The organism is Aquabacterium sp. J223 (assembly GCF_024666615.1).
Classification (GTDB): Bacteria; Pseudomonadota; Gammaproteobacteria; order Burkholderiales; family Burkholderiaceae_C; genus J223.
The window spans coordinates 785,203-799,505 of sequence record NZ_CP088297.1; the positions used below are offsets into that span (position 1 = coordinate 785,203).

General features: G+C 73.2%; 14 protein-coding genes. All 14 read left to right on the top strand.

Features of this window, described 5'->3' with window-relative positions:
- Positions 1-9 precede the first annotated feature (9 nt).
- From LRS07_RS03805 to LRS07_RS03870, 14 genes are read left to right on the top strand one after another with little or no spacing between them, the layout of a single operon-like run.
- Positions 10-1,305, top strand: coding sequence for an amidohydrolase/deacetylase family metallohydrolase (locus tag LRS07_RS03805; RefSeq protein WP_260500681.1), 1,296 nt, complete (start codon positions 10-12; stop codon positions 1,303-1,305).
- Entirely contained in the window at positions 1,302-3,701 is a 2,400-nt protein-coding gene (locus LRS07_RS03810) for a xanthine dehydrogenase family protein molybdopterin-binding subunit (RefSeq protein WP_260500682.1), read from the top strand. Before LRS07_RS03805 ends, LRS07_RS03810 begins: the two co-directional genes overlap by 4 nt.
- Positions 3,698-4,510: an FAD binding domain-containing protein gene (locus LRS07_RS03815; RefSeq protein WP_260500683.1), complete on the top strand. Its 813-nt coding sequence runs from the start codon at positions 3,698-3,700 to the stop codon at positions 4,508-4,510. The genes LRS07_RS03810 and LRS07_RS03815 overlap by 4 nt, the downstream gene beginning before the upstream one ends.
- Complete coding sequence (locus LRS07_RS03820) at positions 4,507-5,151, top strand: (2Fe-2S)-binding protein (protein WP_260500684.1); 645 nt, start codon at positions 4,507-4,509, stop codon at positions 5,149-5,151. Before LRS07_RS03815 ends, LRS07_RS03820 begins: the two co-directional genes overlap by 4 nt.
- Positions 5,115-5,558: an SRPBCC family protein gene (locus LRS07_RS03825; RefSeq protein ID WP_409450591.1), complete on the top strand. Its 444-nt coding sequence runs from the start codon at positions 5,115-5,117 to the stop codon at positions 5,556-5,558. The genes LRS07_RS03820 and LRS07_RS03825 overlap by 37 nt, the downstream gene beginning before the upstream one ends.
- Positions 5,559-5,580: 22 nt before the next feature.
- Positions 5,581-6,792, top strand: coding sequence for an amino acid ABC transporter substrate-binding protein (locus LRS07_RS03830; RefSeq protein WP_260500686.1), 1,212 nt, complete (start codon positions 5,581-5,583; stop codon positions 6,790-6,792).
- Between the two features lie 14 nt (positions 6,793-6,806).
- On the top strand, positions 6,807-7,637 hold the full coding sequence (locus LRS07_RS03835; protein WP_260500687.1) for a phytanoyl-CoA dioxygenase family protein: 831 nt from the start codon (positions 6,807-6,809) through the stop codon (positions 7,635-7,637).
- Positions 7,638-7,697: 60 nt separating this feature from the next.
- Positions 7,698-8,912: an amino acid ABC transporter substrate-binding protein gene (locus tag LRS07_RS03840; protein ID WP_260500688.1), complete on the top strand. Its 1,215-nt coding sequence runs from the start codon at positions 7,698-7,700 to the stop codon at positions 8,910-8,912.
- Positions 8,912-9,772, top strand: coding sequence for a branched-chain amino acid ABC transporter permease (locus tag LRS07_RS03845; RefSeq protein ID WP_260500689.1), 861 nt, complete (start codon positions 8,912-8,914; stop codon positions 9,770-9,772). The genes LRS07_RS03840 and LRS07_RS03845 overlap by 1 nt, the downstream gene beginning before the upstream one ends.
- A complete protein-coding gene (locus tag LRS07_RS03850; RefSeq protein WP_260500690.1) occupies positions 9,769-10,761 on the top strand; it encodes a branched-chain amino acid ABC transporter permease in 993 nt (330 codons plus the stop codon). Before LRS07_RS03845 ends, LRS07_RS03850 begins: the two co-directional genes overlap by 4 nt.
- Positions 10,758-11,507 (top strand): ABC transporter ATP-binding protein, encoded by a 750-nt coding sequence (locus tag LRS07_RS03855; protein ID WP_260500691.1) that lies wholly within the window; start codon positions 10,758-10,760, stop codon positions 11,505-11,507. The genes LRS07_RS03850 and LRS07_RS03855 overlap by 4 nt, the downstream gene beginning before the upstream one ends.
- A complete protein-coding gene (locus LRS07_RS03860) occupies positions 11,504-12,274 on the top strand; it encodes an ABC transporter ATP-binding protein (RefSeq protein WP_260500692.1) in 771 nt (256 codons plus the stop codon). The genes LRS07_RS03855 and LRS07_RS03860 overlap by 4 nt, the downstream gene beginning before the upstream one ends.
- Positions 12,274-13,422, top strand: coding sequence for an oxamate carbamoyltransferase subunit AllG family protein (locus LRS07_RS03865; RefSeq protein WP_260500693.1), 1,149 nt, complete (start codon positions 12,274-12,276; stop codon positions 13,420-13,422). The genes LRS07_RS03860 and LRS07_RS03865 overlap by 1 nt, the downstream gene beginning before the upstream one ends.
- Positions 13,409-14,128 carry a phosphoribosyltransferase gene (locus LRS07_RS03870; protein WP_260500694.1) on the top strand — a complete coding sequence of 240 codons (720 nt, stop codon included), beginning with the start codon at positions 13,409-13,411 and terminating at the stop codon, positions 14,126-14,128. The genes LRS07_RS03865 and LRS07_RS03870 overlap by 14 nt, the downstream gene beginning before the upstream one ends.
- Positions 14,129-14,303 lie beyond the last annotated feature (175 nt).

Here is a 14,303-nt window from a genome sequence, read left to right on the forward strand (position 1 = left end):
AGTGCGCGCATGACGACCCCTCACACGAGCTTCGACATCGTCCTCGCCGGCGGCCACCTGGTCGACCCGGCGCAGGGCCTGGACGGCGCCTACGACATCGCCATCCGCGGCGGCCGCATCGCCGCGCTGCAGCCGGCGGGCGCCTCGCCGTGGACGGCGGCCCAGCGCCTCGACGTCCGCGACCGGCTGGTCATCCCCGGGATGATCGACACCCACGCCCATGTCTTCGAGCACGTCACCGGCCGCTTCGGGCTGGAGGCCGACCTCTGCGGCGTCCGGTCCGGCGTCACCACGCTGATCGACCAGGGTGGCCCGTCGTGCATGACGCTGCCCGCCTTCCGCGAGTACGTCGTCAAGCCCAAGGCCAGCCGCGTCTTCGCCTACCTGTCGGCCTACCTGGTGGGCGGCATGGAGGGCCACTACTACCCCTCGCTCTACAAGCCCGACTGCCTGGACGTCGACGCCACCGTCAAGGCGGCGCTCGCCAACCGCGACATCGTCAAGGGCTTCAAGGCCCACGCCGAGCTCGGCGGCTTCGCCCGCTGGGGCATCGAGGTGATGCGCCAGTCGGCCGAGATCGCCCGCCGCGCCGACCTGCCGCTGTACATCCACTTCGGCCAGCTCTGGCCGCTGCCGGAAGAGGGCACCAACGGCGTCGACCCCGACACCATCCTGGCGCAGGTGGTGCCGCTGCTCAAGGCCGGCGACATCCTGGCGCATCCGTTCACCCGCCATCCCGGCGGCTTCGTCAACCGCGAGGGCCAGGTGCACGCCATCGTGCGCGAGGCGCTGGCGCGCGGCCTGAAGGTCGACGTCGGCCACGGCTCCCACTTCAGCTACCGCATGGCGCGCATCGCGCTGGACGCGGGCATCGTGCCGCACACGCTCGGCGCCGACATGCACGGCTACAACACCGCCGTGCCCCGGGCGCCCGGCACCCCGGACGAGCACCCCGACAAGGAGCACATGTTCTTCGGCCAGCAGCGCTTCTCGCTGGCCTCCGCGATGACCGCCATGCTGGCGCTGGGCCTGCCGCTGGCGCAGGTGGTGCGCATGGTCACCTGCAACGTGGTGGAGGTCTTCGGCCTGCCCGACGAATTGGGCACCTTGAAGCCCGGCCACCCGGCCGACATCACCGTGCTGCACGACCGGCGCGGCCGTTTCGCGCTGAAGGACAACGAGGGCACGCAGCTGGTCGGCGAACGCGCGCTGACGCCCGACTTCTGCCTGCGAGAGGGCCGGCGCTTCGACGCGGACGCCTCGATCCTGCCGCCGCTGGAGGTGCTCGGCGGGGCCGCTGCATGAACGAAAGCGACCAGCAGCACATCGCCGAGCGGGTGGCCGCACCGGGCCATGGCGTGGGCGCCTCGCTGCGCCGCAAGGAGGACGCGCGCTTCCTGCGCGGCGAGGGCCAGTACGTCGGCGACCTGCGCCTGCCCGGCATGCTGGAGGTGGCCTTCGTGCGCTCGCCGGTGGCGCACGGCCGGCTGCTCGCCGTCCACAAGCCCGCGGGGGCCGAGCACCGCGTCTTCACCATGGACGACCTGCGCGGCGTGCAGCCCATCCGCGCCAACACCACGCTGCCGGGGTTCAAGCCCAGCGAGCAGTGGCCGCTGGCGCGCGGCAAGGTGCGCCAGGCCGGCGAGCCGATCGCCATGTGCGTGGCCGCCACCCGCGCCGAGGCGGAGGACCTGGCGGCCGAGGTCGTCGTCGACATCGAGGACCTGCCCGCCGTCGTCGACATGCTGGCCGCGCGCGACGCACCGCCGGCCCTGGTGCACGACGAATGGGGTGACAACGTCTTCCTGCACACCCATGTGAAGGACGACCTGGCCGCCGTCAAGGCGCGGGCCGCGGTGGTCGTGCGGCGGCAGCTGCGCACGGCGCGGCAGAGCATGGCGCCGATGGAGGGCCGGGGCGTCGTCTGCCAGTGGGACACCCGCCTCGAGCAGCTGGTGATGCACAGCGCGGCGCAGATGCCGCACATCAACCGCGCCGGCCTGTCCGAATGCCTGGGGCTGGACCAGGCCAGCATCCGCGTCGTCTCGCCCGACGTCGGCGGCGGCTTCGGCTACAAGGGCATCCTGCTGCCGGAGGAGGTGTGCCTCGGCTGGCTGGCCCTGCAGCTGAAGCGGCCGGTGCGCTGGCTGGAGGACCGGCGCGAGCAGTTGGTGGCCAACACCAACTGCCGCGAGCACCACTACGACATCACGCTGTACGCCGACGCGTCCGGCCGCCTGCTGGCCATCGACTGCGACGCGACGGTGGACTCCGGCGCCTACTCGTCCTACCCCTTCGCGGCCTGCCTCGAGGCGGCGCAGGTGGGCTCCATCCTGCCCGGCCCCTACGTGATGGACGCCTTCCAGTGCCGCACCTGGTCGGTGGCCACCAACAAGCCGCCCATCCTGCCGTACCGCGGCGTGGCCCGCACCGGCGTGTGCTTCGCGTTGGAGGTGATGCTGGACCTGGTGGCACGCGAAGCCGGCGTGCCGCCGGAGCAGGTTCGCCTGGCCAGCCTGGTGCCGCCCGAGGCCATGCCCTACGACAACATCACCGGCAAGCACTTCGACTCCGGCGACTACCCGCAGGCCCTGCGCCGCGCCCTGGCCGCGCTGGACGTCGACCGCTGGCGCGAACGTCAGCGCGCCGGCGAGCCCGACGGCCGCCGCATCGGCCTCGGCCACTCGATCTACTGCGAGCAGGCGGCCCACGGCACCTCGGTCTATTCCGGCTGGGGCATCCCGATGGTGCCCGGCCACGAGGGCTGCAACGCGCGGCTGACGCCCGACGGCCGGCTGGAGCTGCGCCTCGGCGCCCATTCGCACGGCCAGAGCCTGGAGACCACCATGGCCCAGGTGGCGCACAGCACCTTGGGCATCGACGAGGCCGACGTGCGGCTGGTGCACGGCGACACCGCGCTGTCGCCCTATTCCACCGGCACCTGGGGCTCGCGCTGCGCGGTGATGTCCGGCGGCGCGGTGGCCACCGCGTGCAAGACGCTGGCGCAGCGCGTGCTGGCCATCGGCGCCGCGCTGCTGGCCGTGCCGGCCGACGGCCTGCGGCTGGGCGACGGCGCCGTCACCGACCCGGCCAGCGGACAGCGGCTGACGCTGGCCGAGGTCGCGCACGCCTGGTACCGCCAGCCGCAGCGCCTGCCGGCCGGCCTCGACCCCGCGGGGCTGGAAGTGGCCGCCGGCTACAAGGCCCGCCGCGACACCGGCACCTTCAGCTACGCCGCGCATGCCTGCGTGGTGGCGGTGGACACCGAACTGGGCACGGTCGAGATCCTCGACTACGTCGTCTGCGAGGACGGCGGCGTGCTGCTCAACCCGATGGTGGTGGACGGCCAGATCCTCGGCGGCCTGGCGCAGGGCATCGGCACCGCGCTGTACGAGGAGATGCCCTACGACGCCGAGGGCCAGCCGCTGGCCTCCACGCTGGCCGACTACCTGCTGCCCGGCGCCACCGAGCTGCCGCCGGTGCGCATCGAGCACCTGGAGACGCCCTCGCCCTACACCGAGTTCGGTCAGAAGGGCGTGGGCGAGGGCGGCGCCATCGCGCCGCCGGCGGCCATCGTCAACGCCATCAACGACGCCCTGGCGCCGCTGGGCGCCGAGCTGCTGGAGTGCCCGGCCTCGCCGCGGCGCGTGCTGCAGGCGCTGGCCCGGGCCCGCCGCGCCCGCGCGGGGGTCGCCGCATGAAGCCCGCGCCGTTCGCCTACCACGCCGCGCAGGACCTGCCGCAGGCGCTGGCGCTGCTGGCCGAGGCCGACGGCCTGGCCAAGCCGGTGGGCGGCACGCAGTCGCTGGGCCCGATGCTCAACCTGCGGCTGGCGCAGCCGCCGCTGCTGGTGGACCTGAGCCGCCTGCCGGCCCTGCGCGGGGCGGCGCTGCGCGGCGACGCGCTGCGCATCGGCGCGGCGGTCACCCATGCCCGCCTCGAGGACGGCGAGCTGCCCGATGTCACCCGCGGCCTGCTGCCCCACGTGGCCGCCGGCATCGCCTACCGCGCGGTGCGCAACCGCGGCACGCTGGGCGGCAGCCTGGCGCACGCCGACCCGGCGGCCGACTGGGTCAGCACGATGGCCCTGCTCGACGCCACGCTGGTCCTGGCCGGCCCGGGCGGCGAGCGCACGCTGCGCGCCGGCGACTTCTTCCTCGGCGCCTTCACCACCGCGCTGGCCCCCGACGAGGTGCTCGCCGCCGTCGAGGTGCCGTGTTTCTCGCCCGCCGCCCGCTGGGCCTACCGCAAGGTCTGCCGCAAGCCCGGCGAGTTCGCCGAGGCGCTGGCCGCCGCCTGGCTCGACGCCTCGCGCGGCATCGCCCGCGTGGTGCTGGGCGCGCTGCCCGGCATGCCGCAGGTTGTGGCCGGCGACGACGCGCTGGCGCTGCTGCGCGAGCCGTCGCGGGCCGACGCGCTGCTCGACGCCGCCGGGGTGGACGACGACGTCGACCGCCAGCGCCACCGCACGCTGCTGCGCCGGCTCGGCGTGGAGCTGTCGATCGCATGACCCGCATCACCCTGCACCTCAACGGGCGGCCCGCGGCCGCGGACGCGGACGACCGCTGCTCGCTGGCCGACCACCTGCGCGAGCACCACGGCCTGACCGGCACGCACCTCGGCTGCGAGCATGGCGTCTGCGGCGCCTGCACCGTCGAACTCGACGGCGCGCCGGCGCGCTCGTGCATCACCTATGCCGTGGCCTGCGAGGGCCGCGCGGTGCGCACCATCGAGGGCTTTGCGGACGACGAGGTGATGGCCCGCCTGCGCGAGGCCTTCAGCGCCGAGCACGCGCTGCAGTGCGGCTACTGCACCCCCGGCATGCTGGTCACCGCGCGCGACATCGTGCGCCGCCTGCCGCAGGCCGACGAGGCCCGCATCCGCCTGGAGCTGTCGGGCAACCTGTGCCGCTGCACCGGCTACCGCGGCATCGTGCGCGCCATCCAGCGGGTGCTGGCCGAGCAGCGCACCGCCCCCCACCGCCACCGCGGAGGCCGCCGGTGCAGCTTGAACAGCGCTTCGACCTGGCGCTGCCGCCGGACGCGGTGTGGCCGGCCTTCCACGACCTGGGCCTGCTGGTCGACTGCCTGCCCGGCGCCGCGCTCACCGGCCCCGTGGCCGACGGCCGCGCGCCGCTGCGCATGGAGGTGAAGCTCGGCCCCATCACCGCCGGCTTCGAGGGCCAGGGCACGCTGTCGCTGGACGAGGCGGCCCGCCGCGGCCGCTTCGAAGGCGCGGCCGCCGACCGCCGCACCCAGTCGCGGGTCAAGGGGGTGGCCGACTTCGCGCTCGCCGACGGGCCCGGCGGCGGCACCACCGTGGTGGTGGACGTCGACTACGCCCTCACCGGTGCGCTGGCGCAGTTCAGCCGCGGCGCGCTGGTGCGCGAGATCGCCGGCGCCCTGAGCGCGCAGTTCGCCGCCCGGCTGCAGGCCCGGCTGGCGGCGTCGCCCGAGGGCGAGCCGGCGCCCGGCGAGGCGACCGCGCCGCTGTCCGCCGGCGGCCTGCTGGTGCAGGCGCTGAAGAAGCGCTGGGCCGGCGCCCCCGACAAGCCCTGATGTCCCGACCCTAGGAGTTGTCATGCCCCACGATTCCCTCCGCCGCCTCGGCCTGAAGGCCCTGCTCCTGGTGGCCGCCGGCCTGCCGGCGCTCGCCCCCGCGCAGGAGGCCGTGCGCATCGGCGCGCCGCTGGCGCTCACCGGCGGCCTGGCCGACGAAGGCAAGAAGCAGCAGGCCGCCTACGAGCTGTGGCTGGAGCGCATCAACGCCGCCGGCGGCATCGCCGTGGCCGGCCAGAAGCGCAAGGTCGAGCTGGTGTTCTACGACTACCAGACCGACGAGAAGCGCGCGCAGCAGCTGGCCGAGCGGCTGATCAACGTCGACAAGGTGCAGGTCATGACGGCGCCGTTCGGCTCCGGCCACACCAAGGTGGTGGCCGGCGTGGCCGAGCGCTACGGCATTCCCATCGTGGCCGTGGCCTCGGCCGAGCCGGTGCACAACCAGGGCTACAAGAACCTGTTCGGCACCCTGGCGCCGTCCATCGGCCTCATCGACGCCATGCTGGCGCAGGTCAAGGACAAGCTGCCGGCCACCAAGCGCATCGCCGTGCTCGGCCGCGACGACGTCTTCCCCAAGGTCATGGCCACCACCATGGCCGGCCAGGCGCAGAAGGCCGGCTACGAGGTGGTCTACAACCAGCTCTACCCGGTGGGCACGCTCGACCATGCCGCCGCGCTGACGCAGATGAAGGCCGCCGCGCCAGACTGGATCTTCGTCACCGGCTACACCAAGGACCTGGTGCTGGTGCGCAAGCAGATGGCCGACCTGCGGCTGGCGGCGCCGGTGGTGACCATGATCACCGGCCCGGCCTACCGCGAGTTCGTCGACAGCCTGGGCCCGCTGGCCGAGAACGTCACCTCCGCCACCTGGTGGCACCCGTCGCAGACCTACAAGGCCGACGACGTGTTCGGCACCACCCAGGCCTTCGCCGACGCGGTGCGCAAGAAGACCGGCCAGGACCCCGACTACGTGCATGCCTCCTCGGCGGCGGCGCTGATCGTCATCCAGAAGGCGATCGAGAAGGCCGGCTCGCTGTCGCCGGACGCGCTGCGCAAGGCCATCGCCGAGACCGACCTGCAGACGTTCTACGGCCCGATCCGGTTCCGCGGCGACGGCATGAACGAGAACCGCAACCTGCCCATCATCCAGATCCAGGGCGGCAAGCCGATGGTGCTGTTCCCGCTGGACATGCAGCAGGCGGCGCTGAAGCCGCTGGCGGCGACGGCCAAGTGACCGGGGAGCGCGCCATGCCGAAGGTCCTCACCGACGCCCAGCACCGCCAGTTCCGGGAGCAGGGCTACGCCTTCCCCTTCGACCTCTTCTCCCCCGAGCAGGCCGCGACCTACCGCGAGCGCATCGAGGCCTACGAACGCCAGGTCGGCCACGACGCCAACCGCACGCTCAAGATCAAGGGCCACCTGGCCTTCCCCTGGCTGATGGAGATCGCCACCGCCCCGGCGCTGCTGGACGCGGTGGAGGACCTCATCGGCCCGGACATCCTGCTGTTCGGCGCGTCCATCTTCGCCAAGGACGGGCGCGACCCCCGCTACGTGTCCTGGCACCAGGACTCGGCCTACTTCGGCCTCACCCCGCACGAGGAGGTGACCGCCTGGGTGGCGCTGACCGAGGCGTCGTCGCTGCACGGCTGCCTGCGCGTGCTGCCCGGCAGCCACCGCGGCCCGGCGCTGAAGCACGTCGAGACCCATGCCAAGGACAACATGCTGGCCAAGGGCCAGGCGCTGATGGGCATCGACGAGTCGCAGGCGGTGGAGATGCCGCTGCACGCCGGCCAGTTCTCGCTGCACCACGAGCAGACGGCGCACAGCTCGCTGCCCAACCGCTCCACCGCCCGGCGCATCGGCTTCGCCTTCTTCTTCATCCCGGCGCACGTGCGGCCGGTGAAGGGGCGGGGCCGCGCGACGCTGGTGCGCGGGCGCGACGTGCACGGCCACTGGCAGCCGGACGACCTGCCGCGCTTCGACCTCGACCCTGTGGCGATGGCGCAGCTGCAGTCGTCCTGGGGCGCCTACCGCGACGGCGAAGTGAAGCAGGCGTCCGACATGGCGCCGGCCCCCTGACGTCGTCCCCGTCCCCGTCCCCGTCCACTCCCCCCATCGATCCATCCAGGAGTTCCGCCCATGTCCCGCAGAACCTTCCACCGTGCGCTGCTGCGTGCCGCCGTCGCCCTCGGGGCGGCCAGCCTGGCCCTGGCCGCCCAGGCCCAGGAGGTCATCCGCATCGGCGCGCCGCTGGCGCTGACCGGCGGCCTGGCCGACGAGGGCAAGAAGCAGCAGGTCGCCTACGACATGTGGCTCAAGCGGGTCAATGCCGCCGGCGGCATCGCGGTCGGCGGCCGCAAGCTCAAGGTCGAGCTGCTGACCTACGACTACCAGTCCGACGAGAAGCGCGCCCAGCAGATCGCCGAGCGCCTGATCACACAGGACAAGGTGGACTTCCTGACCTCGCCCTTCGGTTCCGGCCACACCAAGGTGGTGGCCGGCGTGGCCGAGCGCTACGGCGTGCCGGTGATGGCGTCGGTGGCGTCCAGCGAGTCGGTGTTCAACCAGGGCTACAAGTACCTGTTCGGCACGCTGGCGCCCAACGGCGGCATCGTGCAGAACATGACCAGCCTGTTCACCCGGCTGATCCCCGGCGTCAAGAAGATCGCCATCCTCGGCCGCGAAGACGTCTTCCCGCGCGCCATGGCCACCGAGATGAAGGCGGCGGCCGAGGCGTCCGGCCTGCAGGTGGTCTACAGCGAGTTCTACCCCGTCGGCACGCTGGACCACGCGGCCGCACTGTCGAAGATCAAGGCCGCCGCGCCGCAGTGGATCTTCGTCTCCGGCTACACCCAGGACCTGGTGCTGGCGCGCAAGCAGATGGGCGACATCAAGCTGGCGGCGCCCATCGTCACCATGGTGACCGGCCCGTCCTACCGCGAGTTCATCGACGCGCTGGGCAAGCAGGCCAACGGCGTCACCAGCGCGTCGTGGTGGCACCACTCGCTGAACTACAAGTCCGACGACGTGTTCGGCTCCACCGAGGCCTTCTACAAGGAGTTCCTGGCGCGCGAGAAGAAGGACCCCGACTACGTGCACGCCTCGGCGGCCGCCGCGCTCATCGCGCTGCAGAAGGCGATCGAGAAGGCGGGCACCCTCGACAAGGCCAAGGTGCGCGACGCGCTCGCCGCGCTGGACATCACCACCTTCTACGGCCCCATCAAGTTCGGCGCCAACGGCATGAACGGCGGCCGCGACCTGCCCATCATCCAGGTGCAGAACGGCAAGGTGGTCCCGCTGTTCCCGGCCGCCATCAAGGCCGGCTCGCTGACGACCATGCCCGACGGCGTCTGATGGTCTACCTCCAGGTGCTCGTCAACGGCCTGACGCTGGGCGCGCTGTACGCGTGCCTGGCGGTGGGCTTCTCGCTGGTGTGGGGCGTGCTCAACGTGATCAACATGCTGCACGGCTCGATGATCATCCTCGGCGGCTACCTCACCTACTTCGCCTGGCTGCACTGGCAGGTGCATCCGCTGGTGGCGCTGCTGCCGGTGTCGGCGCTGCTGTTCGCCCTCGGCTGGGCGCTGCAGGCCGGCATGGTCAACCGGCTGGTGCAGCGGCCGGTGCTGACCACGCTGACGCTCACCTTCGGCCTCGACCTCATCCTCTACAACGCGATGAACGTGCTGTTCGACGCCACGCCGCGCCGCGTGACGCTGGACCTGGGCACGCTGGTGCTGGGCGACGTCGTCATCGCCTGGGACCGGGTCGTCGCCTTCGCGCTGGCGCTGGCGCTGACCGCGCTGCTGTACGGGGTGATGCGCAGCTCGCGGGCCGGCCGCGCCATCGTCGCGGTGCGCATGGACCGCGACGCCGCCGCGCTGATGGGCATCCGCATCAACCGCATCTACGCCGCCACCTTCGCCATCGGCGCCGGCCTGGCCGGCGCCTGCGGCGCGCTGATGGCGATGGTCTTCCCCGTCACCACCAACCTGTCGGGCCTGCTGCTGGGCAAGGCCTTCGTGGTCTGTGTCATCGGCGGCCTGGGCACCGTCCCGGGTGCGCTGGTGGGCGGCATGGCGCTCGGCCTCATCGAATCGCTGTCGGGCCACTGGTTCGGCCCGCAGAACGCGGTGCTCATCGGCTTCGTCCTGATGCTGGGACTGCTGATGACCCGGCCTACCGGGCTGCTCGGGCGCCGGGGGTACGAATGAACCGCTCCCTCGTGCTGTTCGCCGTCTTCGCCCTGGTGCTGGCGCTGCTGCCCTGGGTCGGCGACAACCACGTGGTGCAGCAGGCCAGCTTCGTCTGCCTGTTCTGCGCGCTGGCGCTGTCGTGGAACATCATCGGCGGCTACGCCGGCTACCCGTCCTTCGCCACCGCCGCCTTCGTCGGCCTCGGCTCGTACGCCGGCGCGCTGCTGCAGAACGCCGGCTGGCCGATGGTGGCGGCCTGGGTGGGCGCCACGGTGGTGACCGGCGCCTTCGCCGCGCTGCTGGGCTGGGGCCTGCTGCGCATGAAGGGCCACTACTTTGCGGTGGGCTCCATCTCCATCGTCGAGGTGCTGCGGCTGGTGGCTTCGTCGTGGTCGGGCCTCACCGGCGGCGGCGAGGGGCTGAACCTGCCCATCCTGCCCGGCGGTCCGGCGTTCGCCGGCCGCGTGTTCTTCTACGCGCTGTTCGCGGTGATGGTCATCGCCTTCGCGATGACGGTGCTGGTGCACCGCAGCCGGCTGGGCTTCGGCCTGCAGTGCATCCAGCAGAACGAGGACGCGGCCGACATGGTCGGCGTGGACGTGGTGCGCTACAAGACCATCGGCTTCACGCTGTCGGCCTTCCTGTGCGGCACGGTGGGCGCCATCTCGGCGTCGTGGACCGCCTACATCGCCCCCACCGACGCCTTCTCCATCCTGATGACGCTGAAGGTGCCGGTGATGGTGCTGCTCGGCGGCCCCGGCACGCTGCTGGGACCGGTGGTGGGGGCGACCAGCTTCGTGCTCATCGAGCAGACGGTGTGGTCGCGCTTCCTCGACTACAACCAGGCGGCGCTGGGCATCGTCGTCGTGCTGCTGATCTTCTTCCTGCCGGGCGGCCTGCTGGGGCGGCTGCGCCGGCCGTCGAGGAAGACCGCGCCGGCCCCGGCCCCGTCGTCGGCGCCCGCCGCCCTGGGTCGCCAGCCGACGCCGCAGGGAGAGGGATCATGAGCGAGCCGCTGCTGGTGGTCCAGGGGCTGACCAAGCGCTTCGGCGGCGTCGCCGCCATCCACGACGTCGGCTTCGAACTGCAGCCGGGGCGCATCGTCGGCCTCATCGGTCCCAACGGCGCCGGCAAGACCACGCTGGTGAACCTGGTCACCGGCGTGCACCGGGCCGACGCCGGCCGGCTGCGTTTTGCCGGCGAGGACGTCAGCGGCCAGCGGCCCTTCGAGTCGGCGCGCCGCGGGCTGTCGCGCACCTTCCAGATCGTGCAGCCCTTCCCGCAGATGACGGTGCTGGAGAACGTCGTCGCCGGCGCGCTGTACGCCGGCGGCGCGGCCAACCGCGCGCAGGCCGCGGAGCAGGCGATGGAGCACCTGCGCTTCGTCGGCCTGGCGCCGCTGGCGGATCGCCCGGCGTCATCGCTCACCTTGCCGTCGCGCAAGCGGCTGGAACTCGCGAAGTCGCTGGCCATGCGGCCGAAGCTGCTGCTGCTCGACGAGGTCAATGCCGGGCTCAACAGCGCCGAGATCGTCGAGGCCATCGCCCTCATCCGCGCGATCGCCGCGCGCGGCGTGACCATCCTGCTGATCGAGCACCTCATGAAGGTGGTGTTCTCGCTGTGCGACGAACTGCTGGTGCTGCACCACGGCGAGCTGATCGCCCGCGGCGAGCCGCAGCGGGTGGCCGCCGACCCCAAGGTGATCGAGGCCTACCTCGGCACCAAGTACGCCGAAAGGATGGCCGCGGCATGAGCGACGTGATGGAGGCCCGGCCGGTGGAGGACCGGACGGCCGGCACTGGCGCCGTGCCGCTGCTGCAACTGCAGAACCTGCAGGCCGGCTACGGCGACGTGCAGGTGCTGTGGGGGGTCGACCTGGTGGTGCGGGCGGGCGAGATCGCCTGCGTCGTCGGCTCCAACGGCGCCGGCAAGACCACCCTGCTGCGCACCATCTCCGGCCTGCTGCGGCCGCGCAGCGGCCACATCCACTTCGCCGGCCAGGACCTCACCGGCGCCAGCGCCGAGGCGGTGCTGCGCGCCGGCATCGCGCACGTGCCCGAGGGCCGGCGCCTGTTCCGCGGCCTGTCGGTGCGCGACAACCTGCTGCTCGGCGCCTACCTGCGGCGGGATGCCCGCGCCGACATCCAGCGCGACCTCGACCAGGTGTTCTCGCTGTTCCCCATCCTGCACGACCGCCAGCAGCAGGACGCCACCACGCTGTCCGGCGGCGAGCAGCAGATGTGCGCCATCGGCCGCGGGCTGATGTCGCGGCCGACGCTGCTGATGATCGACGAGCTGTCGCTGGGCCTGGCGCCGCGCGCGGTGGAGAAGCTGTCGCAGTCGCTGCTCGAGATCAACCGCACCGGCCTGACCATCCTGCTGGTCGAGCAGGACGTGTTCACCGCCTTCGAGCTGGCGCACAGCGGGGTCGTGGTCGAGACCGGCCGTGTGGCCTTCGCCGGCCCGAGCGCGGAGCTGGCCCGCGACCCGCGCGTGCGGGCCGCCTACATGGGCCTGTGATGGCCGGTGCCGTCGACCGCCTGCTCGCGGCGCGGCCGCGGCTGCTGGGGGTGGCCGCGGCCGGCGAGGCGCTGGGACTGGCCGACCGGGAGCTGCTGCACGCCGGGCCGCCGCTGGCCGATCCCTGCGACCCGCCGCCGGTGCTGCTGTCGTCGGCGGTGATGACGGCGCTGCACGAGGGCTGGGCCGCCAGCGCCGAGGACGCCGAGGCCCAGGTGCGGCGCGGCGTGCTGCGGCTGTCGCCGGCGCAGTCGCGCGGCTGCGTGGTGCCGCTGGCGGCGGTGGTGTCCGCCACGACGCCGCTGTTCGCGGTCGGCGAGCCGGGCGGCCCCACCGTGCAGGCGCCGCTGTCCACGCTGGGCGGGCCGGACACCCGCATGGGGATGCGCGATCCGGCGCTGCTGCCGCGGCTGCGCGAGCGTGACGCGCAGCAGGCGCCGCTGTGGCGGCGCCTGCTGGCCGCGCGCGGCCCCCTGCCGCTGCTGCCCCTGGCCGCCCACGGTCTGGCGCACGGCGACGACCTGCACAGCCGCACCACCGCCGCCAACGAGGCGCTGGCCGCCTGGGTCGCGTCGTGCGGCGAGCCGGCCCTGGCGCAGGCGCTGACCGCCACCCCGCTGTTCTTCCTCACGGTGTGGATGGCGGCCAGCGCCGCGGTGCTGCGCGCCGCCGAGCAGGGCGACGCGCCGACGCTGGTCACGCGCGGCGGCGGCAACGGCGAGCGCTTCGGCATCGCCCTGGCCTCGGACCCGGGGCGCTGGATCACCACGGCGGCCGAGCCGCCGCAGGGCCGGCGGCTGGACACGGCCGGCGACGCCGCGGTCTGCGGGGCCATCGGCGACAGCGCCGTCATCGACCTGCTGGGCTGCGGCGGCCTGGCGCTGGCCGGCGCGCCCGAGCCCCTGCAGGCCTTCGACGGCCACCTGCCGGCGGACCATGAAACCCTGGCCGAGGCACTGCTCGCCGCACCGCACCCGCTGCTGCAGCGCCCGGTGGCGCTCGATGCGGCGAGGGTGGTGGCGACCGGGCGGCCACCGCTGGTGGCGCTGGCCATGCTGGGCGCCGACGGCCGCCGCGGCTTCGTCGGCCGCGGGCTGTACCGGCCGCCGCGCTCGCTGTTCGCGCAGGCGGTGCATGGCCACGCCTGAGCCGGACGACCCGTCGGCCACGGTGCCGACGACGTCCTTCTGGCAGCGCATCGAGCCCGCGTCGGACTGGCACGGGCGGCTGTCGCCGCCCTGGCGTCACGGCGTGCCCGTCGCGCTGCCCGACGGCGACGTGCTGCGGCTGCCGATCCGTCGCCTGCCGTTGTCGGCCGACCATGCGGTGGCCTCGCTCATCGCCAACCAGGCGTCCTTCGCCGTGGTCGACCGCCTCACGGCGGCCATGCTGGCGCTGGCACGGCCGCTGGGGGCCGAGGTGGTCGTCGGCCTGCCGACGCTGGGCATGGTGTTCGCGCCCGGTGTGGCTCAAGGATTGAGCCACCCGCGCTGGGTGCCGCTCGGCTACTCCCGCAAGTTCTGGTACGACGAGGCGCTGTCCACGCCGGTGTCGTCCATCACCACGCCGGGGGCCGGCAAGCGGCTGTACCTCGACCCGAACCAACTGCCGCTGCTGCAGGGCCGCCGTGCGCTGCTGGTCGACGATGCGGTCAGCAGCGGGCGGACCGCGCTGCAGGCGTGGCGGCTGCTCGAAGGCCTGGGCCTGCAGGTCGTCGGCCTGCTGGTGGCCATGCGGCAGGGCGACGCCTGGCGCGAGACCCTCGGCGAGGCACGGTCCGCACAGGTGCACGGGGTGTTCGATTCGCCCCTGCTCGAACGCCGCGACGACGGCTGGTGGCCGCGGTCGCGCTGACGCGCGCGCAGCCCGCGCCCCAATCGGGATCCTGAAGATGATCCGATGTGGCGCAGGGGCCGGTGGAGCGGTCGCTGTTGGTGCCTTCCGAGGCCGCGTCCCACCGCCATGAGCCCGTGAAGGCCGGCCCTTCAGCGGCATGGATGTTGCGAAGTCGGTGGCATGGCAGAGGTCC